Below are 21,085 nucleotides of genomic sequence, written 5' to 3'. Positions count from 1 at the left end.
CGGAAGCACGGTCCCTCGGCCAAAAACCGTCGCGGTGGCACGCCGTCAGGCGTTGCGCGGCTCAGGTTTGCCGGCGATCCGGCAGGCAGGGGCAGCGTCAGAAACCACCACTCGCGCCTGGCGGCGTGCCGCTCCCCTCATGTCTTCGAGGGGAGACCTGCTCACACCTCGGACGCGCAAGCGCCGCGAGAATGCGAGCGCATGATTCCAGACATCACGGGGCTGTTTGACAGGTTGATCAGGCAACGACGCGCCGGCAGATGTGCTCCCTCCCTCAAGCCGCGCAGCGGCGCAGCGGGGAGGGCCGGGGTGGGGCGCCCCACGTGACGTCGGAGTTTGCGGAAGCCCCCACCCGTCTCGCCGGCTTCGCCGCCGATCCACCCTCCCCGCTGCGCGCGGCTGTGCCGCGCTTGGGGGAGGGAGAAGAAGGGATGTCTCAGCTTCCCATCGCCGCGATCGCATCCGCGATCGCGATGGTTCGTTTCGCCATCTCGGCATGCAGGCGCTCGACCATCTTGCCGTCGAGCTGAATCGCGCCGCGGCTCGCATTTTCCGGCTGTTCGAAGGCCGCGATGATGCGCCTGGCCTGTGCGACTTCTTCGGCCGGCGGCGTGAACACCTTGTTGCAGGCCTCGATCTGCGCGGGATGGATCAGCGTCTTGCCGTCGAAGCCGATGTCGCGGCCCTGCTCGGCTTCGGCGATAAAACCTTCATTGTCGCTGAAATTGCTGTAGGGGCCGTCGAGAATGTCGAGGCCGTACATGCGCGCCGCGAGCACGCAATGGGTGATCATGCCGAGCATCGATACGCGGCCCGGCATCATGCGGATGCGCGTCTCGCGGGCGATGTCGTTGGGGCCGAACACGAAGCCGGCGAGACGGACTTCCGCATCCTTCGAACAGGCGGCGAGTTCTTCCGCATGCAGGATCGCGCGCGAGGTCTCGATCATCGCCCACACCTTGATCGACATGTCGGCATTGAGATCGGCGAGCCGATCGGCCACCGCATTGAGGTCTTCGACGCTGGAAATCTTCGGCACCAGAATGCCGTCGGGCTTCGCCTTGGCAGCCATCGCCACGTCATCGATCCACCACGGCGAATCCAGCGCGTTGATGCGGATCAGCATCTCGCGTTTGCCGAAACCGCCTTTGGCCAGCGTCTCGGCGATGGCGTTGCGGGCGGTTGCTTTCGCGTCGGGCGCCACGGCGTCTTCGAGATCGAGAATGATGCCGTCGGCGGCAACCGTGCGCGCCTTTTCCAGCGCACGCGGATTGGAGCCGGGCATGAACAAGTGGCTGCGGCGCGGGCGGGTCATGGCGTCATTTCCTCGAGATGGTGTATGCTTCTGGGGGAGGCGGTTTCCGTCCGCGATAGCATTTCAGCCTGTCGCCCGGAAGGCTTGTTCGCACCCGCGAGCTATGGTTATCCGTGACGAAACCTATTTTGTGTCTGAGCATGACCCGGCCGGAAACCGGCCCCCGCTTTTCGGGATCATGCTCAAACGAGGCAGATCATGACCGCAACATTTCCGCAGCAACTCATCGCCGGCTACCAGACCTTCTCGTCGGAACGCTTGCCCACCGAACAGGCGCGGTTTCGTGAATTGTCCGAGAAGGGCCAGTTCCCCGAAGTGATGGTGATCGGCTGCTGCGACTCGCGCGTGTCGCCGGAGGTCATCTTCGATGCGTCACCGGGTGAATTGTTCGTGGTGCGCAACATCGCCAATCTGGTGCCGCCCTATCAGCCAGACGGCAACGCGCATGGCGTCTCCGCCGCGCTGGAATATGCCGTGCAGGTTCTGAAGGTGAAGCACATCGTCATTCTCGGGCACGCGCAATGCGGCGGCATCCGCGCTTTCGTCGACAAGGCCGCGCCGCTGTCGCCGGGCGATTTCATCGGCCGCTGGATGTCGATGTTCACCAAACCCGGCGAGACCGTCGAGATTCGCGATCACGAGACGATGCAGGATTTCGTCACCCGCATCGAGAAGGCCGCGGTGTTCCGCAGCCTCGAAAACCTGATGACCTTCCCCTTCGTGAAGAAGCGCGTCGATGCCGGCGACCTTCTCCTGCACGGCGCCTATTTCGGTGTCGCGGTGGGATCGCTGTCGGTGCTGGACAAGACCGAGAAGGTGTTCAAGCCGGTGGCGCAGGCGAAGTCGGCGTAAGCTCCGACCCTCATCCTGAGGAGCGCGCTCTTGCGCGCGTCTCGAAGGATGGCCTCAAGCTCGGAGCCAGGCCAGCTCATGGTTCGAGACGGCGCTGCGCGCCTCCTCACCATGAGGGGCAGAGTGTTTCTCAATACAGCAAACAAAAAGGCCGGATGCGAAGCACCCGGCCTTTCGTATGTCCGTTTGAAGTGCCTTACGCCGCCTTCTTCTTCTTGGCGGTGATCAGCTTGCGGTTGATCAGGCATTCCGCGATCTGCACGGCGTTGAGCGCCGCGCCCTTGCGCAGATTGTCCGAGACGCACCAGAAAGCGAGGCCGTTCTCCACCGTCGCATCCTCGCGGATACGGCTGATGTAGGTCGCGTCTTCGCCAGCCGCTTCATAGGGCGTGACGTAGCCGCCGGGTTCGCGCTTGTCGATCACCAGGCAACCCGGCGCATTGCGCAGGATGTCGCGGGCTTCGTCGGCCGAGATCGGATTCTCGAATTCGACATTGACCGCTTCCGAGTGGCTGACAAACACCGGAATGCGCACGGCGGTCGCGGAGAGTTTGATCTTGGGATCAAGAATCTTCTTGGTCTCCGCCATCATCTTCCACTCTTCCTTCGTGTAGCCATCCTCCATGAAGACGTCGATATGGGGGATCGCGTTGAAGGCGATGCGCTTCGGGAATTTGGTGTTGACGATCTCGCTGTTGGTGTAGACGGCCTTGGTCTGCGAGAACAGTTCGTCCATGGCGTCCTTGCCGGCGCCCGACACCGACTGATAGGTCGCCACGACGACGCGCTTGATGGTCGCCTTGTCATGCAGCGGCTTCAGTGCCACCACGAGCTGCGCGGTCGAGCAGTTCGGGTTTGCGATGATGTTCTTCTTCGCGAAGCCATCGACCGCAGCCGCGTTCACTTCCGGCACGACCAGCGGCACATCTGGATCCATGCGCCAGGTCGACGAGTTGTCGATGACCACGGCGCCGGCTGCGCCGATCTTCGGCGACCATTCCTTGGACACGGCTCCGCCGGCCGACATCAGGCAGATATCGACGTCGCTGAAGTCGTAGGTCTCGAGGTCCTTGCATTTCAGGGTTTTGTCGCCAAACGAGACTTCAACGCCCATGCTGCGGCGGGACGCAAGCGCCACGACCTCGTCAGCGGGGAATTTACGTTCGTCCAGAATGCTGAGCATTTCACGCCCGACATTGCCGGTCGCTCCGACCAGCGCGACTTTGTAACCCATCGTTCACTCTCCGAAGAAAAACGCCTTCGATCCGCCATCTGCGAAAACCGAAGCGCGTGCGCTTCTAAGCGAGAAACGCCGTCAACACAATGTCATAAGCGTTTCCAGCGGCTTATATGGGGTGTCTGACTCCGCTTGCCATGATCCTGCTTGCCAAGATCCTGCGTGCTGTGGCTGGGCGGCGGCCGTCGCGCGTTCGCTGTCCGGCAGATGGATACGGCTGGAATTACAGCGGCTTACGAAATTCGCCGGCATTTCCGGTGATGACCACAAGGGCATCCTGCGCTGGGGCCTGAAGAATGGGCGATCAGCCCGAACGGCCGTCTGCATACCTGAAACAGCGTGACGACCAAGACCTTGGAATGCATGCAACATTCGGCCACACCGCGCATTATTCTCCAAAAGTGTGGCCCGATTGACCTTGTAGGGCTGCCGTCCGGCCAGCTAAGTTGCCAGGAGCTTGCGAATTGCGATTCTTGACGAAGAATCAGAGTGCCAAGAGGACTAGATGACCTTGAAATTCTCCGCCGCCAAACTGACCGGTGCACTGCTCGCGGCGGCTGCCGTCATCACCATCGGCGTCGCCACCCCCGCCGAAGCCCAGACCAAGCGCAAGCAGGTCACCGTCGATAACGGCCGTTTCAATTACGGTCCCCGCGGCCCGAATGTGTCCTATCAGCAGGGTCCGCGCACCCGCGTCTACATCTCGCGACGCTCGTGGCTGGATGCCGGCACCGAAGTGCTGCCCGGCGACCGCAAGTTCACCGATTATGCTTATCCGCCCGGTCAGTCCTTCGCCCGCGGCAACCTGAACCGTCCGCTCGACCGCCAGCCGCTGTACAGCGACTGGGATCTCGGCGGCTACCCGAACCGTATCCCGCTGCCATACTGAGCTCGGCGCAATCCCGATATGAAAATGCCCGGCTCGCGCCGGGCATTTCTTGTTCTTGGGAGGATATTAAACTCCATCCTCATCCTGGGGAGCGAGTCGCCTTCGACCGCGTCTCGAAGGATGGCCGAGCACTCCGTTCATGGTTCGAGACGCGCGCTTTGCACGCTCCTCACCATGAGGGCGAAGCTTTTGACGTTCCTACTTGTACAGCGCCTGCAGCTCGGCGAGCACCGCTTCGCCCATCTGCGCCGTCGAGATGATCGTGGCGCCTTCCGACTTCAGGTCGGCGGTGCGCAGGCCCTTGGCCAGCACGGCGGCGATCGCTTGATCGACCTTGTCGGCGAGGTCGCCGAGATCGAGCGAATAGCGCAGCGCCATGCCGAAGGAGGCGATCATCGCCAGCGGATTGGCCTTGCCCTGGCCGGCAATGTCCGGCGCCGAACCATGCACCGGCTCATACATCGCCTTGCGCTTGCCGGTCTTGGCATCGACCTCGCCGAGCGAGGCCGAGGGCAGCATGCCGAGTGAGCCGGTGAGCATGGCCGCGATATCCGAGAGCATGTCGCCGAACAAGTTGTCGGTGACGATGACATCGAACTGTTTCGGCCACTTCACCAGATTCATGCCGCCGGAATCGGCGAGCTGATGCTCCAGTGTGACGTCCTTGTATTCGCGGCCATGCACCTGGGTCACGACCTCGTTCCAGAGTACACCCGACTTCATCACGTTGCGCTTCTCCATCGACGTCACCTTGTTCTGGCGCTTGCGGGCCAGATCGAAAGCGACGCGGGCGATGCGCTCGATCTCATAGGTGTCGTAGACCTGGGTATCGATGGCGCGCTTCTGGCCGTTGCCGAGATCGGTGATGGTCTTCGGTTCGCCGAAATAGACGCCGCCGGTGAGTTCGCGCACGATCATGATGTCGAGGCCTTCGACCACCTCGCGCTTCAGGCTCGAAGAGTCGGCGAGGGCGGGGTAGCAGACTGCCGGGCGCAGATTGGCGAACAGGCCGAGATCCTTTCGCAGGCGCAGGAGGCCGGCTTCCGGGCGGTTCTCGTAAGCCACGCCATCCCATTTCGGACCGCCAATGGCGCCGAAGATGATGGCGTCGGCGGTGTCGGCCTTGGCCATGGTGGCATCGGTGATCGGCACGCCGTCGGCATCGATGGACGCACCGCCGACAAGGCCGGTCTCGGTCTCGAATTTGGCAATGCCCTGGGCGTCGATCCAGTCGATCAGGCGCGTCACTTCCGCCATCACTTCGGGGCCGATCCCGTCGCCGGGGAGAACCAGCAATTTATGCGCCGCCATGATCGTTTCCTTCTCTGAAAGTCGAATTTCGGGCGAGTGCTAAGCCGTCATTGCCGTATTGGCAAGACAGCCCTGCTGCACGTGCCGATTGCAAGGCTCACGAAAGCTGCGACAGTGCGTCCGGGAGAACGCCTGACCTTGCCTGACACCTCGTTGATGCGCCGCAATCCGGCGTTGCTGATCCTTGCTTTGTCGCTTGCGCCGGCCATCGGGCTTGGTATCGGCCGTTTCGCCTATTCTCTGGTGCTGCCGGATATGCGCGACAGCCTGCAATGGTCCTATTCGTCCGCAGGCTTCATGAATACCGTCAATGCCGCCGGCTACCTGCTCGGTGCGCTGGCCGCGTCCAGCCTCGGCAAACGTTACGGCCTGTTCGCGGTGATCCGGATCGGCACGGTGGCCTGCGTTGCGTCGCTCTTGCTCTGTGGCGTCACCGCGGATTTCACGCTGCTCAGCATCGCCCGCTTCGTCACCGGCTTTGGCGCCGCCATCTCCTTCGTGGCGGGCGGCGCGCTCGCGGCCAGTATCGGCCTCACGCATCCCGAACGCTCCGCCTATCTGCTCAGCCTGTTCTATGCGGGCCCGGGCATGGGCATCCTGCTATCGGGCCTGATCGCCCCCTTCGTGCTGCAAGGCTTTGGTCGGGGCTCGTGGTGGATCGTCTGGCTGGTGCTGGGTGTCGTCTCGGTGGTGATGGGACTGCCGCTGCTGCGGCGCCTGATCGATGCCTCGGATCATACATCGGATGCGCCGGTGCCATCGATCAAGATCTGGCCGATGGCCATCTATCTCGTCGCCTATTTCATGTTCGGCGCCGGCTACATCGCCTACATGACCTTCATGATCGCCTATGTGCGTGATGGCGGCGGCAGCGCGGTTGCGCAGAGCGCATTCTGGTGCGTGATCGGTGTCAGCTCGTTTGCGGCGCCATGGGCATGGCGCGGTGTGCTCGCGCGCGGCCAGAGCGGAACCGCAATGGCCATCATCCTCGGCACCAACGCCGTGGGCGCAGCCATGCCGCTGCTCGGCCATTCGCCGATCATTCTTGGTATATCGGCGGCAGTGTTCGGGGTTGCCTTCTTCGCGGTGGTTGCGGCGACGACGGCCTTCGTGCGGTTCAACTATCCAAAGGACGCGTGGCCGAAGGCGATCGCCGTGGTGACCATCGTGTTCGGCATCGGGCAGACCATAGGGCCGATTGCCGTGGGCGCGATATCAGACGCGACGGGAAGTTTGACGTCGGCGCTGGTGGTGTCAGCGGCGACGCTGGCCGTGGGCGCGGTGTTGTCGGCGTTCCAGAAGAAGCTCGAAGCGTAGGGCGGAGTCTAGCTCCCACTGAAATCATTATACCCCTGGTCTTCCCAGTAACCGCCCTTGTAGTCGTTGGTGACTTCCAGCGACGTCACATATTTCGGATTCTTGAAGCCAAGCTTGGTCGGCACCCGGATCTTCATCGGATAGCCGTAGGCGCGCGGCAGGATCTGGTTGTCGAACTTGAACGTCATCTGCGTCTGCGCATGCAGCGCAGTGGGCATGTCGAGCGAACTGGCATAGTCCTCGGCGCAGCGGAAATGTACCCATTTCGCCTGCGTATCGGCGCCGATCAGCTTGAGGAAGTCGCGCAGCGGCGTGCCCTGCCACGAGCCGATGGCGCTCCAGCCCTCGACGCAAATGTGGCGCGTGATCTGCGAAACCTCCGGCAGCTTGTACAGCTCTTCCAGCGTCCAGGACCTGTTGTTGTCGACGAGGCCGGAGACTTCGAGCTTCCATTCCTTGCCGTCGATCTCCGGCGCCTCGTCCTCCGAGTAAAAGCCGTTGAACGGGAAGGGGCGGCGGATGTCCTTCTCCGAATAGGTCGGCGCCATCACATTCGGATTGAAGATTTTTGCCTGCACCATGTCGTTGAACTTGGAGATCTGGGTCAGCAGGCTCTCCGCGGAAACGCTGTCGGACACGTTGCAGCCGGTCAGCAGCGTCAGCGCGCCAAAACTCGCGCCGGAAGCGATGAAGCGTCGGCGCGACAGGTCGGGCATCAGTTTGACGGCGTCCTTTACCAGTAGCTGCTTGTCGACACCGGGAATGATGAGCGAGCGCATCTTCTTCAGCATGATCTGCTCCTCAGCGTCCGATGATCATCGCGCGCAGGCTCTTAGGCACGATCAACGCCAGCGCGACATGGATGACGAGGAAGCCGACGATGGAGGCCATCATCACGAAATGGACGTAACGCGCAGTGTCGTAGCCGCCGAAAATGGCAGTGAGATACTGGAACTGCACCGGCTTCCAGATTGCGAGGCCGGACAGCACGATGACGACGCCGACAATGAGGATGCCGATATAGAGCAGTCGCTGCACCTGATTGTAGGTGGAGAGATCGGCATGCGAGAGCTTGCCGGTGAGCGCTGCCCGGGTATCGCCGATCACGCCTGACGTGGAGATCGGCAGCAGCCTCCTGCGGAAGCGGCCGGTGACGATGCCGAGCAGGACATAGAGCAGGCCGTTGATGACCAGCAGCCACATGCCGGCGAGATGCCACATGATGCCGCCGCCGAGCCAGCCGCCGAGCGTGATGCTGCGCGGAAAAACGAAATCGAACAGCGGCGAAGCATTGTAGATCTGCCAGCCCGACATGATCATGATCACCATCGCGACGGCATTGATCCAGTGCAGTACGCGAACCCAGACGGGCTGGATCGCCTTGCTTGTTGCAGACGCGTTCTGTGCGTCGTCGATCGAGATACTCGACATGGCATAATCCGAGATCGTGGCCCCTGTCAGCCTTACGGAGCGAAGCGGGTCATCGTTACGTCCATCTCATCAACAACCCCACTGCTGCATTTATGCCCGGGATCACAAAAAAGCGAGCCGGCACCCGGCTCGCTTCTGATACGCGCGTCCCGAAGGGGAGCTTGTGTCCCGGTATCCGATACGGTCCGGACACGTAAGGATGTCAGGCTTTCGGCATCACGACGGTATCGATGACGTGGATGACGCCGTTAGACTGGTTGACGTTCGGAATCGTGACAGTGGAGGAACCGCCCTTCGCATCGACCAGCATGGTCTTGCCGCCGGTCTTCCTCACGGTGAGCTGTTCGCCTTCCACGGTGGTCAGCTTCTGGCCGTCCTTGAGGTCGGCGGCTTCGAGTTTGCCGGGGACCACATGGTAGGTCAGGATCTTGGTGAGGGTGGCCTTGTTTTCAGGCTTGACCAGGGTCTCGACGGTGCCTTTGGGCAGCTTGGCGAAAGCGGCATTGGTCGGCGCGAACACGGTGAACGGGCCCGGGCCGGCGAGCGTATCGACGAGGCCGGCGGCTTTCACGGCGGCGACCAGCGTGGTGTGATCCTTCGAATTGACGGCGTTTTCGACAATGTTCTTTGACGGGTACATCGGTGCCCCGCCGACCATCACGGTCTTTTCGCCGGACATCTCGCTCTTCATCATCTTGTCCTTGGCCTGGGCCGGAACCGGCATGGCGCCCGTGATGGCGAGCGTGCCGAAGGCGACGGCGGACAAAAGTGCGATACGCTTGGACATGAGTCGTCTCCCGAGTGTCGTTGAAGGTGCCATCGGCACCGTGCGCTGAAAGGTTCTCGACGCCGCTTTGCCTGCGAGGCCTGTCGCCGTCGATGGCCGAGCTACGCAAGGGCTCAGGGCCAGTTTCAGGCTATATTTTTCGTCGATCCTGAAACTTTCGGCGACGCACTGCGTTCGCGCGCGCGTTGCGGAAGGCGGTCCGTTCTTGCTAGAGACAACGGATAGTTTGATGCAATCGCAGGTTTGGTCTCGGTGCGATTGTCTGGCTCCTCCAATCGATGTGTGAATGCCATGAATCTGTTCTCCCGCCTGTTCGACAAGCTTGAAGATCCGTCGCGCCTCGCCATCGAGACGCCGGACGGCAAGCACATCAGCTACGGCGATCTCGTCGCCTGGGCAGGGCAGGTGGCGAATGTGCTGGTGGCGCGCGGCGTGAAGGTCGGCGACCGCGTTGCAGCGCAAACCGAAAAATCGGTGCCCGCGCTCGTCCTGTATCTCGCAACCGTGCGTGCCGGCGCGGTCTATCTGCCGCTCAACACGGCGTATACGTTAAACGAGCTCGATTACTTCATCGCCGACGCCGAACCGTCGCTGGTGGTGTGCGATCCCGCCAAGAAGGAAGGCATCGAGGCGATTGCCGCCAAGGTCGGCGCGCGGGTCGAGACGCTCGGCGCGGACGGCAAGGGATCGCTCACCGACGCTGCCGACAAGGAGAAGCCGGCCTTTGCCACTGTCGCGCGCGGCAATGACGATCTCGCCGCGATCCTCTACACATCGGGTACGACCGGCCGCTCCAAGGGCGCGATGCTGAGCCACGACAATCTCGCATCGAACTCGCTGAGCCTCGTGGACTACTGGCGCTTTACCAAGGACGACGTGCTGATCCACGCGCTGCCGATCTATCACACGCATGGCCTGTTCGTGGCGAGCAATGTCACGCTGTTCTCGCGCGCGTCGATGATCTTCCTGCCGAAGCTCGATCCTGAGCGCATCATTCAATTGATGGCGCGCGCGACAGTGCTGATGGGGGTGCCGACCTTCTATACGCGCCTCCTGCAGTCGCCGAACCTGTCGAAGGAGACGTGCAGCCATATGCGGCTGTTCATCTCGGGCTCGGCGCCGCTGCTGGCCGACACCCATCGCGAATGGTTCGCGCGCACCGGCCACGCGGTGCTCGAGCGCTACGGCATGACCGAAACCAACATGAACACCTCGAACCCCTATGACGGCGAGCGCGTTCCCGGCGCCGTCGGCTTCCCGCTGCCCGGCGTCTCCGTGCGCGTCACCGATCCGGAAACGGGCAAGGAGTTCGATGAGGACACGATCGGCATGATCGAGGTGAAGGGCCCGAACGTGTTCAAGGGCTATTGGCGGATGCCGGAAAAGACCAAATCGGAATTTCGCGACGACGGTTTCTTCATCACTGGCGATCTCGGCAAGATCGATCGCAAGGGTTATGTCCATATCCTCGGCCGCGGCAAGGATCTCGTTATTTCCGGGGGCTTCAACGTCTATCCGAAGGAAATCGAGAGCGAGATCGATGCCATGCCTGGCGTGGTGGAAAGCGCCGTGATCGGCGTGCCGCATGCGGATTTCGGTGAAGGTGTCACCGCGGTCGTGGTGACCGACAAGAAGACAGCGCTCGATGAGGCGGCGGTGATCAAGGCGCTCGACGGGCAGATCGCAAAGTTCAAGATGCCGAAGCGCGTGATCTTCGTGGACGATCTGCCGCGCAACACCATGGGCAAGGTGCAGAAGAACGTCCTGCGCGAGACGTATAAGGATATTTACGCGAAGTAACGTCGCCTCTCGAACTAACTCTGTCTCTCATGGTGAGGAGCGCTCCGCTCGCGCGCGTCTCGAACCATGAGATGACTTGGCTAGGAGTGTGCCACCATCCTTCGAGGCGCGCGCGTATGCGCGCTCCTCAGGATGAGGACAAAGTATGGGGGCATTAAATCACATGCTCCGGCGCCAATGCACACGCCGAATTGGGATCGGTTTCGATCTGAATCGTGGCGTGTTCGATGCCGAAGTCACGCTTCAGCCGCCCGGCGATCCCCATCAGATAAGCATCGCCGGGTGCGCCCGTCGGAATCACCAGATGGCAGGTGAGGGCGACTTCGGTGGTGCTCATCGGCCAGATATGCAGGTCATGCACATCAGCGACGCCTTCGCATGTCGCCAGGTAGGCACGGACCGCTATGGGATCGATCCCGCGTGGCACGGCAGCCAGCGACATTGCCGTGGAGTCGCGCAGCAGGCTCCAGGTGCCCCAGATGATCAGCACGCAGATGACGAGGCTGGTGACGGCGTCGATCCAAAGCCAGCCGGTGAACATGATGACGATGGCAGCGATCACGACGCCGACCGATACGGCGGCGTCTGCGACCATGTGCAAATAGGCGCCGCGGATGTTGAGGTCGCTGTTGCGGCCGGAGGCGAACATCAGGGCGGTGGCGCCGTTGATGAGGATGCCGATGGTGGCGACCACGATGACCGTGATCTCGGTTACCGGCTCGGGATTGAACAACCGCAGCACCGCTTCCCAGGCGATGGCGCCGACGGCGACCAGCAGGAAGACGGCGTTGAACAGCGCGGCGAGAATCGACGAGCCCTTGAGGCCGTAAGTATAGCGCGGCGTCGCGGCGCGTTTCGCCAGCACCGCAGCAGTCCATGCGGCGATCAGGCCGAGCACGTCGGAGAGATTGTGTCCGGCGTCGGCCACCAGCGCCATCGAGCCCGATGCATAACCGTAAATGGCTTCGACGACGACGAAGACGGTGTTGAGCGCGATGCCGATGGCAAACGCCTTGCCGAAACTGGCGGGCGCATGGACGTGTCCGCCCGGTCCATGCGCATGGCCGGCGTGGTCGTTGTGATCATGCGCGTGATCGTGGTGATGAGCCTGAACCATGCGCCCTCCATAGCAAGCCTGCATATGGATACTATTACGGATAGTATAACGTGAGCCCGTAGTTGTAGGGCGGATGAGCGAAGCGTCATCCGCCGCGGAGTTTCCGCTTTGAGCTCGGCCGGCGGATTACGCCTTCGGCTCATCCGCCCTACGCATCATAGCAGCGCCACCACGAACCGACTGCCGACGATGAACAGGTAAGCTCCGAACGCGATTTCCAGCATGCGTTTGGACATCGCATGCGCGGCCTTCACGCCGAACGGCGCGGTGAGCAGGCTGGTCGGTATCACCAGCAGCGCGCCAATCAGCGAGACGTAGCCGAGGGCGAAGGGGAGTTGCAGCGGGGCGACCTCGGGATAGGTCGCGGCTGCCGGCCAGCCGGCATAGATGTAGCCGAGCGCACCGGGGATCGAGATCAGTACCGCAAGCGCTGATGAGGTGGCCACCGCCTGATGGATCGGGCGGCCGTAGAAGGTCATCAGCAGATTCGAAAACAGCCCGCCGCCAATGCCCATCAGCGTCGAGAGCAGGCCGACGAAGAAGCCATAGACTTTCATCAGCGGCCCGCCGGGCAGGTCGTCGCCGAGTTTCCACCCCTCACGCGCGAATAGCAGCCGTGCAGCAGCGGACCACGCCACCATCACGAAGACGATCTTGAACAGCCGCTCCGGAGCGAAGCGGGCGGTTACGCTGCCCACCGCGACGCCGAACAGGATCGGCAGCCACCACTTGCGCAGGATCTCCATATCCACCGCGCCGCGAGCGAGGTGGGCGCGGAACGAGCGTAGCGAGGTCGGGATAATGATGGCCAGCGAGGTGCCGATGCAGAGCGGCATCCGCACCTCCAGCGGCACGCCGGCAATGCGAAAACACTCGTAAAACACAGGCACAAGGATAGCGCCGCCGCCGATTCCGAATATCCCGGCGAGGAAACCGCTCAGTCCACCAACTGCCACCAGGAGGACCGCCAGCTCGACAACTTCGGTGATATTCAGCCCCGTCATTTCCCGCCCCGATTTGTTTTTGCGATTGCGCCATAAAGCTTGCCTGAATCGCGCTTCACCGGCTCTGCGCCCGTGGCATGCCAAGTGTCAATCCCGCCGCGCGCAATGCTGATTTCAAACTCTGAACAGGAATTCCGTTTATATCATTTCGCGATTGCACTCGCTGGATCGACTTCGTAAATAGAATTGCTCTACGCGATCCCAATTCGGGCACTTGATGCCCATTAACCTGTCAAAGTTGTTGAATGGCCGCCAGGATCGAACGCCCCCTTTCGCCGCACCTGCAAATCTATCGCCGGACGCTGACGATGGCTCTGTCCATCATCCATCGTGCCACCGGCATTGCCTTGTATTTCGGCACCCTGCTTCTCGTCTGGTGGCTCATCGCCGCCGCTTCCGGCCCCGCGGCTTATGCTTATGTGCAGGCCTTCACGGGCAGCATCATCGGGCGCCTGATTGCGTTCGGTTACACCTGGGCGCTGGTCCATCACGCCATGAGCGGAATCCGGTATCTGGTCTGGGATCTCGGTTACGGCTTCAAGCCCAACGAGCGTGAATGGCTCACCCGCGCGGCGCTGATTGCCGGTATCGTCATCACCATCCTGCTCTGGATCATTGCCTACGCCATCGGAGGTGGCCGATGAGCTCGCCCTCTCAGAAATCGATGCGGACGCCGCTTGGCCGCGTTCGTAATCATGGCTCCTCGCATTCCGGCACGCGCGACCACTGGCGTCAGCGCCTCACCGCCGTCGCGATGCTGCTGCTGTTGATTCCGGTCATCTTCATCGTGATGTCGCTGCTTGGCCGCAATCAGGCCGGCGCCGCGCAGATCCTCGGCTCGCCGGTGGTCGCCATCACGCTGCTGCTCTTCATCATCGCAAGCGTCGTCCATATGCGGATCGGCATGCAGATCGTCATTGAGGACTATGTCCATGACGAGAAGCTGAAGCTGGTTTCCATCATGGCCAACAACTTCTTCTCGGCCGTTATTGCGCTGGCATCGGCCTACGCCATTTTCAAACTTTCATCTGGAGTGTAGCGCATGGCCGCAAACGGCAATGGCGCGAACGGCGTTGGCGGCCCCGCCACCAACGGTTACGCCTATCCCATCGAAGATCACACCTATGACGTCGTCGTCGTGGGCGCCGGCGGTGCCGGCCTGCGCGCGACCGTCGGCTGCGGCGAAGCCGGTCTGCGCACCGCCTGCATCACCAAGGTATTCCCGACCCGCTCGCACACGGTTGCGGCGCAGGGCGGCATCTCGGCCTCGCTCGGCAACATGCACGAGGACAACTGGCGCTGGCACATGTACGACACCGTGAAGGGGTCGGACTGGCTGGGCGATCAGGACTCGATCGAATACATGGTGCGCAACGCGCCCGACGCCGTTTACGAGCTCGAGCACTGGGGCGTGCCGTTCTCGCGCACCGAAGATGGCAAGATCTATCAGCGCCCGTTCGGCGGCATGACCATGGATTACGGCAAGGGCCAGGCGCAGCGCACCTGCGCGGCGGCCGACCGTACCGGTCACGCCATGCTGCACACGATGTATGGCCAGGCGCTGCGTCACGCCGCCGAGTTCTTCATCGAGTACTTCGCCATCGACCTGATCATGGACGATCAGGGCACCTGCCGCGGCGTCATCGCGCTGAAGATGGACGACGGCACGCTGCATCGCTTCAAGGCGCAGACCGTCATTCTCGCCACCGGCGGCTATGGCCGCGCCTACGCTTCCTGTACGTCGGCGCATACGTGTACCGGCGACGGTGGTGGCATGGCGCTGCGCGCCGGCCTGCCACTGCAGGATATGGAATTCGTCCAGTTCCACCCGACCGGCATCTATGGCTCGGGCTGTCTTGTCACCGAAGGCGCCCGCGGCGAGGGCGGCTATCTCGTCAACTCCGAAGGCGAGCGCTTCATGGAGCGCTACGCGCCGTCGGCAAAGGACCTCGCCTCGCGTGACGTCGTCTCGCGCGCGATGACCATTGAGATCCGCGAAGGCCGTGGCGTCGGCAAGAAGAAGGATCACATCTTCCTGCATCTGGATCACCTCGATCCGGCGATCCTGCATGAACGCCTGCCGGGCATCTCGGAATCCGCACGCATCTTCGCCGGCGTCGACGTGACCCGCGAACCGATCCCGATGATCCCGACCGTGCACTACAACATGGGCGGCATTCCCACGAACTATCACGGCGAAGTCGTCACCAAGAAGGGTGGCGACGACAACGCGGTGGTCCCGGGTCTGATGGCCGTCGGCGAAGCCGCTTGCGTGTCGGTGCATGGCGCCAACCGCCTCGGCTCCAACTCGCTGATCGATCTCGTCGTGTTCGGTCGCGCCGCTGCGCTGCGTCTCGCCGAGAAGCTGACGCCGAATGCGAAGCAGCCGGACCTCCCAGCGAACTCGGCGGAGATGGCGCTCGGTCGTCTCGATCACTTCCGCAACGCCAAGGGCGGCACGCCCACGGCGAAGATGCGCGAGAGCATGCAGCAGGTCATGCAGACCAACTGCGCCGTGTTCCGCACCGGCGACGTTCTCAACGAAGGCAAGGAACTGATCCACAAGGTCTATGACGGCATCGACGACATCGGCGTGTCGGACCGATCGCTGGTGTGGAATTCGGACCTGATGGAGACGCTGGAATACGACAACCTGATCGGTCAGGCCATCGTCACCATGGACTCCGCGGCCAACCGCACCGAGAGCCGCGGCGCGCATGCCCGCGAGGACTTCGCGGATCGCGACGACAAGAACTGGATGAAGCACACGCTGGCGTGGATCGGTGAGGGCGGCAAGACCACCATCGACTATCGCCCGGTGCACGACTACACGATGACGAATGACGTGCAGTACATCCCGCCCAAAGCGCGCGTGTACTGAGAAAGCGAAGGCTCGAGAAGATGGCTGAGTTCGCACTCCCGAAGAATTCCAAGATCACCGGCGGCAAGGAATGGCCGAAGCCCGCCGGCGCAACGCAGACGCGCGAGTTCCGCGTCTATCGCTGGAATCCGGATGACGGCAAGAACCCGTCGGTCGATACCTACCACGTCGATCTGAACGACTGCGGTCCGATGATCCTGGACGGTCTGATCTGGATCAAGAACAACATCGATCCGACCCTGACCTTCCGTCGCTCCTGCCGTGAAGGCGTGTGCGGTTCCTGCGCCATGAATATCGATGGCCAGAACACGCTGGCCTGCACCCGCGCGATGGACGAAGTCGCCGACGGTGCCATCAAGGTCAACCCGCTGCCGCATCAACCGGTGGTAAAGGACCTGGTGCCGGACCTCACCAACTTCTATGCCCAGTATGCGTCGATCGAGCCGTGGTTGAAGACCACCACGCCGACCCCGCAGAAGGAATGGCGCCAGAGCCACGAAGATCGTGAGAAGCTCAACGGTCTCTACGAGTGCATCCTGTGCGCCTGCTGCTCGACCTCGTGCCCGAGCTACTGGTGGAATAGCGATCGCTTCCTCGGTCCGGCAGCGCTGTTGCAGGCGACCCGCTGGGTCAAGGATTCGCGCGACGAAGCCACCGGTGAGCGTCTCGACAATCTCGAGGATCCGTTCCGCCTCTATCGCTGCCACACGATCATGAACTGCGCCAAGGCTTGCCCGAAGGGACTCAATCCCTCGGAAGCCATCGCCGAACTCAAGATGAAGATGGTCGAGCGTCAGGTCTGACGTTATCCGCCAAGGTCAGGCGTCTTCATCGCCAGACAAGTAAGCTCTACAAAGCCTCCGGCTCAACAGCCGGAGGCTTTAATGTTTCGGGAGAAGTTTTGGCGCACGGGAGAGCGGCACAGGCGACTCGGCCGTTCTCGCGCATCTGTCAGTTCATCTGCAGGATGCAGACCTGGTCGCCGACATTGACGACCTGCCCGGGACGCACGCTGACTTTCCGCATCGTTCCGCTCGACGTCGACTGGATCGCGATTTCCATCTTCATGGATTCCACGATGATCAGCGTGTCGCCCACCTGGATATCCGCTCCCTCTTCCGCGAGTACCTTCCATACGCTTCCTGGCGCTTCGGAATAGACCGCAACGTGCCCTTCCGGAACGTCATCCGCCGCAGCTGTTGCCGGTTCGTCGCTATCCATACTGACTTCGTCGATCTTGTCGTCGTGCCAGCGCTGACGCTCGGCTTCGAATGCACTTTGCTGACGTGTCTTGAACGCCGCGATGCTCTCGCTCTCGCGTCGCAGGAATGATTGATACTCCGCAAACGAAAACTGCGTCGGCTCGATCGTGAGCGGATACTGACCGTGCGGAAAGGCCTCGCGCGCCTCGAGCAGTTCGTCAGCACTGACGGGAAAGAACTGGATCTGGTCGAAGAAGCGCAGCAGCCATGGTTTGCCGGGCTCGAACTCCGAAGTCGACCGCCAGCTATTCCACATCTGGATGGTGCGTCCAAACAGTTGATATCCGCCGGGTCCTTCCATCCCGTAGACGCACATATAGGCGCCGCCGATGCCGACGGCGTTCTCGGGCGTCCATGTGCGCGCCGGATTGTACTTGGTCGTGACCAGCCGATGCCGCGGATCGATCGGAGTCGCTACCGGTGCGCCGAGATAGACGTCACCGAGTCCGAGAACGAGATAGCTGGCATCGAAGATGACCCGCTTGACCGCTTCCTCGTCCGGCAACCCGTTCATTCGCCGGATGAACTCGATATTCGAGGGACACCATGGAGCGTTCGGCCGCACCAACTCCTGGTACTTCCGCATAGCCAGCTCTGCCTGCGGATCGTTCCATGAGAGCGGCAGCCTGACAATGCGGCTCGGCACAGTCATGTCATCGATCGACGGCAGGCCGGCCTCGATGCGATGGAGCGAATCCAGCAGGCGCGTCCGTGGCAGAACCCGGCCATCGTAATGGATCTGCAGCGAACGAATGCCGGGGGTCAGCTCGATAATACCAGGTAGCTCGGCCTCCAGGATCGCCTGTGCAAGCAGATGCACGCGCATGCGCAGACCGATATCGAGCGTCATCGGCCCATATTCGACCAGCACGTTGTCGTCGCCCGCGCGGCGGTAGACGACAGGGATCGTCCCCGTCTCGTTGCGCGCGATGACCGGCGAACCGAGATTGATCGGCCCCGTGGAGGCGGAGGGGCCGGCGACGGGATCGCCGTCCCGGTGCGCTGCGACGAAGCGCAGTTTGTCGCCGGGTTTGAGCTGACCCAGCTTCCACATTTCACCATGCGCGGTGACCGCGGGGCAGACGAAGCCGCCCAGGCTCGGACCGTCCGGACCCAGAATGATCGGCATGTCGCCCGTGAAGTCGATCGCGCCGATCGCATAGGCATTGTCGTGGATATTCGATGGATGAAGGCCCGCTTCGCCGCCATCCGCTCGCGCCCAACCGGGCTTCGGTCCTGTCAGTCGTACACCCGTGCGCGCGGAGTTGAAGTGCACCTCATACTCCGCCTCGAACAGTGTCGTGATGTCCTGATCTAGAAAGAAGTCAGGTGCACCGTGTGGTCCGTAGACCACGCCGATTCGCCAGTCGCGTGTGAGCGGCGGCACTTCCGGCGAGGTCAGGGCGCGCGGAGGCGCATGCTCCGTCTGCCCGAGGTGCAGGACATCGCCAACCTTCAGCGCACCGGTCGCATGCCCGCCGAAGCCGCCGAGGGAGAACGTCGCCCGCGAACCGAGATATTCCGGCACATCGAAGCCGCCTCTGACCGCGAGATAGGTTCGCAGCCCGGGCCCCTCGATCGTCCCGATGGCGAGGGTCTGGCCCGCGCGCGCGTGGATCGGCTCGTTGTTCGCAACCTCCGCGCCATCCAAGGTGGCCTTCATCCTTGCGCCGACCAGGGCGAAGGTCCGATCGACATTGAATCGGAGCGTCGCGCCTCTGGCCGTCATCTCCAGCGCCGTCGTCGTTTCCCGGTTGCCGACGACCGTATTGGCCAGGCGAAACGACAAGTCGTCCATCGGTCCGCTCGGCGGTACGCCGACATCCCACAGGCCGATCCGCCCTGGCAGTTCCTGGATGGTCGATTGAGCGCCGGGAGCCAGTACATCCATGGTGTTTGGACGAAACGAAAAGCTGCCGAGAACGCTGGTCGCGACCCGGCCGTTCCGAAAGTCATCCGAACCGACGATCGCCCTGAGATAACCGAGATTGGTTTCGATCCCCGCGATCGTCGTCCGTTCAAGCGCTACTCCAAGCTTGGTGATGGCAGCCTCGCGCGTGTCCGCAACCGCAATCACCTTGGCGAGCATCGGGTCATAGAAGGACGTCACTTCGGATCCGGTCTCGATCCAGCCATCGATCCGGACGTCGTCGGGAAACGACACCGTTGTCAATCGCCCCGAACTCGGGCGGAAGCCGGCGCTGGGGTTTTCCGCATAGACGCGGACTTCGATCGCGGCACCCACGGGAGTCAATGTCTCTCGTCCTGCCAGCACGTCCTCACCGGCGGCTTGACGGATCATCCATTCGACGAGATCGATGCCGTAGATCGACTCCGTGACGGGATGCTCGACCTGCAAGCGGGTATTGACCTCGAGGAAATAGAATTCCTGCCGCTGGACGTCGTAGATGAACTCCACGGTACCTGCGGATTCGTAATTGACGCTCTTGCCGAGTGCCACGGCCGCTGCATGCAGGGCGGCGCGCATCTGGTCGGTGATCCCCGGCGCGGGGGTTTCCTCGACAACTTTCTGGTTGCGTCGCTGCAACGAGCAATCGCGCTCGCCGAGCGCGATGATGTCACCCTTTCCATTTCCGAAGATTTGCACCTCGATATGGCGTGCTTCGCTGACGAACCGTTCGAGATATACCCGCGCATCGCCGAAGCTCGCGCGCGCCGTGCGCTGCACCGTTTCGAACCGGTCACGCAGTGTCGCCGCGTCGTGGCAAAGCTGCATGCCGATGCCACCTCCGCCCGCGGTGCTCTTCAGCATCAGCGGAAAACCGATGCGTTCGGCTTCCGCCATGGCCTCGTCGATGGTGTCCAGCAACTCGGAGCCCGGCAGCAGCGGTACGCCGCTCTGTCTGGCGAGCTCGCGCGCCTTGTGCTTGAGTCCGAATGCGTCGAGATGCTCCGGGCGTGGGCCGATGAACCGGATTCCATGCGCGGCCAATCGTTCCGCGAAGCGCTTGTTCTCGGACAGGAAGCCATAGCCGGGATGGACGGCTTCCGCGCCGGTTGAGAGACAAGCCGCGATGACGGCGTCGATATCGAGATAGCTCTCGGTCGCCGGTGCTGAGCCGATGCGTACAGCCTGGTCTGCCTCCCGAACCGGCCGGGTGAAGCGGTCTGGATCGGAATAGATGGCCACCGATCCGATGCCCATGCGGCGCAGGGTCTTGCCGATACGGCCGGCGATCTCGCCGCGATTGGCGATCAGGACTTTACTGAACATCGGTCGTTTCCTTCGCGGCCTCGTAGATCAAGATCTGGATCGGCGTCGGAAAGAAGCCATTGCAGGGATTGTTGATCTGTGGGCAGTTCGAGATCAGACAGAGCACGTCCATTTCGGCAACGAGGTCGACGTAGTCACCCGGCTTCGAGACGCCGTCCACCACGGTGAAGTTGCCCGACGGATCAATCGGAACGTTCATGAAGAAATTCAGATTCGGGACGATGTCCCGCTTGGAGAGACCGTGCCGAGCGGCCGCGATGAGGAAGTTCTCGCGGCAGGCATGAAGATACTTGGTCTCGTGTCCGAATCGCACGGTGTTGCTTTCGCACGAGCAGGCGCCGGCGGACGTGTCATGCAGGCCGCAGGTATCGGCGACGACGCGCAGCATCACGCGGCCTTCGTTGGAGAGAATATTGCTGCCTGTGCTGATATAGGCCGAGCCCTGGGCCCTGAGCGTATCCTGGGCGCTGTAGCGCTCCTGCAGGTCGTCAGCGCGGTAGAACAGCGTATCGACAGCCTGCTGGCCGTGGCTGTCGACGATACGGATCGTCTGACCTTTTCGCACGATCGCCGACCACGGCGCGCTGGCGGGGATCACGCAATCGAGCACGATACGGGACTGGGCTGGGATGGAAGGGTTCATCATA

General features: G+C 62.3%; 18 protein-coding genes. 8 read left to right on the top strand and 10 right to left on the bottom strand.

The features are described 5' to 3' along the window. Nucleotides 1–436: 436 nt before the first annotated feature. Nucleotides 437–1,315, bottom strand: coding sequence for an HpcH/HpaI aldolase/citrate lyase family protein (locus E0H22_RS00655; RefSeq protein WP_233023861.1), 879 nt, complete (start codon nucleotides 1,313–1,315; stop codon nucleotides 437–439). 198 nt (nucleotides 1,316–1,513) lie between these two features. Here E0H22_RS00655 and E0H22_RS00650 point away from each other — a divergent pair, with 198 nt between their 5' ends. Continuing rightward, the gene (locus E0H22_RS00650; protein WP_233023860.1) at nucleotides 1,514–2,167 is read left to right on the top strand and encodes a carbonic anhydrase; all 654 of its coding nucleotides are present in this window, start codon (nucleotides 1,514–1,516) and stop codon (nucleotides 2,165–2,167) included. A gap of 196 nt (nucleotides 2,168–2,363) precedes the next feature. On the opposite strand, the gene E0H22_RS00645 is transcribed toward E0H22_RS00650, so the two are convergent. Then, entirely contained in the window at nucleotides 2,364–3,401 is a 1,038-nt protein-coding gene (locus E0H22_RS00645; protein ID WP_233023859.1) for an aspartate-semialdehyde dehydrogenase, read from the bottom strand. A gap of 508 nt (nucleotides 3,402–3,909) precedes the next feature. Here E0H22_RS00645 and E0H22_RS00640 point away from each other — a divergent pair. Further along, nucleotides 3,910–4,293: a hypothetical protein gene (locus tag E0H22_RS00640; RefSeq protein WP_233023858.1), complete on the top strand. Its 384-nt coding sequence runs from the start codon at nucleotides 3,910–3,912 to the stop codon at nucleotides 4,291–4,293. Between the two features lie 198 nt (nucleotides 4,294–4,491). On the opposite strand, the gene leuB is transcribed toward E0H22_RS00640, so the two are convergent. After that, a complete protein-coding gene (gene leuB / locus E0H22_RS00635; RefSeq protein ID WP_233023857.1) occupies nucleotides 4,492–5,604 on the bottom strand; it encodes a 3-isopropylmalate dehydrogenase in 1,113 nt (370 codons plus the stop codon). A gap of 132 nt (nucleotides 5,605–5,736) precedes the next feature. On the opposite strand from leuB, the gene E0H22_RS00630 reads away from it, so the two are divergent. Further along, nucleotides 5,737–6,921, top strand: coding sequence for a YbfB/YjiJ family MFS transporter (locus E0H22_RS00630; RefSeq protein WP_430715254.1), 1,185 nt, complete (start codon nucleotides 5,737–5,739; stop codon nucleotides 6,919–6,921). 8 nt (nucleotides 6,922–6,929) lie between these two features. On the opposite strand, the gene E0H22_RS00625 is transcribed toward E0H22_RS00630, so the two are convergent. The 3 genes from E0H22_RS00625 to E0H22_RS00615 form a co-directional block, all read right to left on the bottom strand. Then, the gene (locus E0H22_RS00625; protein ID WP_233023856.1) at nucleotides 6,930–7,712 is read right to left on the bottom strand and encodes a molybdopterin-dependent oxidoreductase; all 783 of its coding nucleotides are present in this window, start codon (nucleotides 7,710–7,712) and stop codon (nucleotides 6,930–6,932) included. Between the two features lie 10 nt (nucleotides 7,713–7,722). Next, nucleotides 7,723–8,352: a cytochrome b/b6 domain-containing protein gene (locus tag E0H22_RS00620; RefSeq protein WP_233023855.1), complete on the bottom strand. Its 630-nt coding sequence runs from the start codon at nucleotides 8,350–8,352 to the stop codon at nucleotides 7,723–7,725. Nucleotides 8,353–8,554: 202 nt separating this feature from the next. Continuing rightward, nucleotides 8,555–9,139 (bottom strand): fasciclin domain-containing protein, encoded by a 585-nt coding sequence (locus tag E0H22_RS00615; protein WP_233023854.1) that lies wholly within the window; start codon nucleotides 9,137–9,139, stop codon nucleotides 8,555–8,557. A 291-nt stretch (nucleotides 9,140–9,430) separates the two neighbouring features. On the opposite strand from E0H22_RS00615, the gene E0H22_RS00610 reads away from it, so the two are divergent. Next, nucleotides 9,431–10,939, top strand: coding sequence for a malonate--CoA ligase (locus E0H22_RS00610; protein ID WP_233023853.1), 1,509 nt, complete (start codon nucleotides 9,431–9,433; stop codon nucleotides 10,937–10,939). 154 nt (nucleotides 10,940–11,093) lie between these two features. Here E0H22_RS00610 and E0H22_RS00605 read toward each other — a convergent pair whose 3' ends face one another. Both E0H22_RS00605 and E0H22_RS00600 read right to left on the bottom strand, forming a co-directional pair. Beyond that, a complete protein-coding gene (locus E0H22_RS00605) occupies nucleotides 11,094–12,056 on the bottom strand; it encodes a cation diffusion facilitator family transporter (RefSeq protein ID WP_233023852.1) in 963 nt (320 codons plus the stop codon). Nucleotides 12,057–12,211: 155 nt separating this feature from the next. Then, entirely contained in the window at nucleotides 12,212–13,060 is an 849-nt protein-coding gene (locus tag E0H22_RS00600) for a sulfite exporter TauE/SafE family protein (RefSeq protein WP_233023851.1), read from the bottom strand. Nucleotides 13,061–13,305: 245 nt separating this feature from the next. Here E0H22_RS00600 and sdhC point away from each other — a divergent pair, with 245 nt between their 5' ends. The 4 genes from sdhC to E0H22_RS00580 are packed head-to-tail and all read left to right on the top strand — an operon-like array spanning nucleotide 13,306 to nucleotide 16,744. Next, the gene (gene sdhC, locus E0H22_RS00595; protein ID WP_233023850.1) at nucleotides 13,306–13,704 is read left to right on the top strand and encodes a succinate dehydrogenase, cytochrome b556 subunit; all 399 of its coding nucleotides are present in this window, start codon (nucleotides 13,306–13,308) and stop codon (nucleotides 13,702–13,704) included. Beyond that, nucleotides 13,701–14,099 carry a succinate dehydrogenase, hydrophobic membrane anchor protein gene (sdhD, locus tag E0H22_RS00590; protein WP_233023849.1) on the top strand — a complete coding sequence of 133 codons (399 nt, stop codon included), beginning with the start codon at nucleotides 13,701–13,703 and terminating at the stop codon, nucleotides 14,097–14,099. Before sdhC ends, sdhD begins: the two co-directional genes overlap by 4 nt. Before the next feature lie 3 nt (nucleotides 14,100–14,102). After that, nucleotides 14,103–15,941 carry a succinate dehydrogenase flavoprotein subunit gene (gene sdhA / locus E0H22_RS00585; RefSeq protein ID WP_233023848.1) on the top strand — a complete coding sequence of 613 codons (1,839 nt, stop codon included), beginning with the start codon at nucleotides 14,103–14,105 and terminating at the stop codon, nucleotides 15,939–15,941. Between the two features lie 20 nt (nucleotides 15,942–15,961). After that, nucleotides 15,962–16,744: a succinate dehydrogenase iron-sulfur subunit gene (locus E0H22_RS00580; RefSeq protein ID WP_233023847.1), complete on the top strand. Its 783-nt coding sequence runs from the start codon at nucleotides 15,962–15,964 to the stop codon at nucleotides 16,742–16,744. Between the two features lie 148 nt (nucleotides 16,745–16,892). Here E0H22_RS00580 and uca read toward each other — a convergent pair whose 3' ends face one another. Continuing rightward, nucleotides 16,893–20,438, bottom strand: coding sequence for an urea carboxylase (gene uca, locus E0H22_RS00575; protein ID WP_233023846.1), 3,546 nt, complete (start codon nucleotides 20,436–20,438; stop codon nucleotides 16,893–16,895). Then, the gene (locus E0H22_RS00570) at nucleotides 20,428–21,084 is read right to left on the bottom strand and encodes an urea amidolyase associated protein UAAP2 (RefSeq protein WP_233023845.1); all 657 of its coding nucleotides are present in this window, start codon (nucleotides 21,082–21,084) and stop codon (nucleotides 20,428–20,430) included. Before E0H22_RS00570 ends, uca begins: the two co-directional genes overlap by 11 nt. Nucleotide 21,085 lies beyond the last annotated feature (1 nt).

The organism is Rhodopseudomonas boonkerdii (genome assembly GCF_021184025.1).
Taxonomy (GTDB): Bacteria; Pseudomonadota; Alphaproteobacteria; order Rhizobiales; family Xanthobacteraceae; genus Tardiphaga; species Tardiphaga boonkerdii.
Note: the sequence above shows the minus strand (reverse complement) of the source record. Positions and strands in the feature narration are given on the sequence as shown.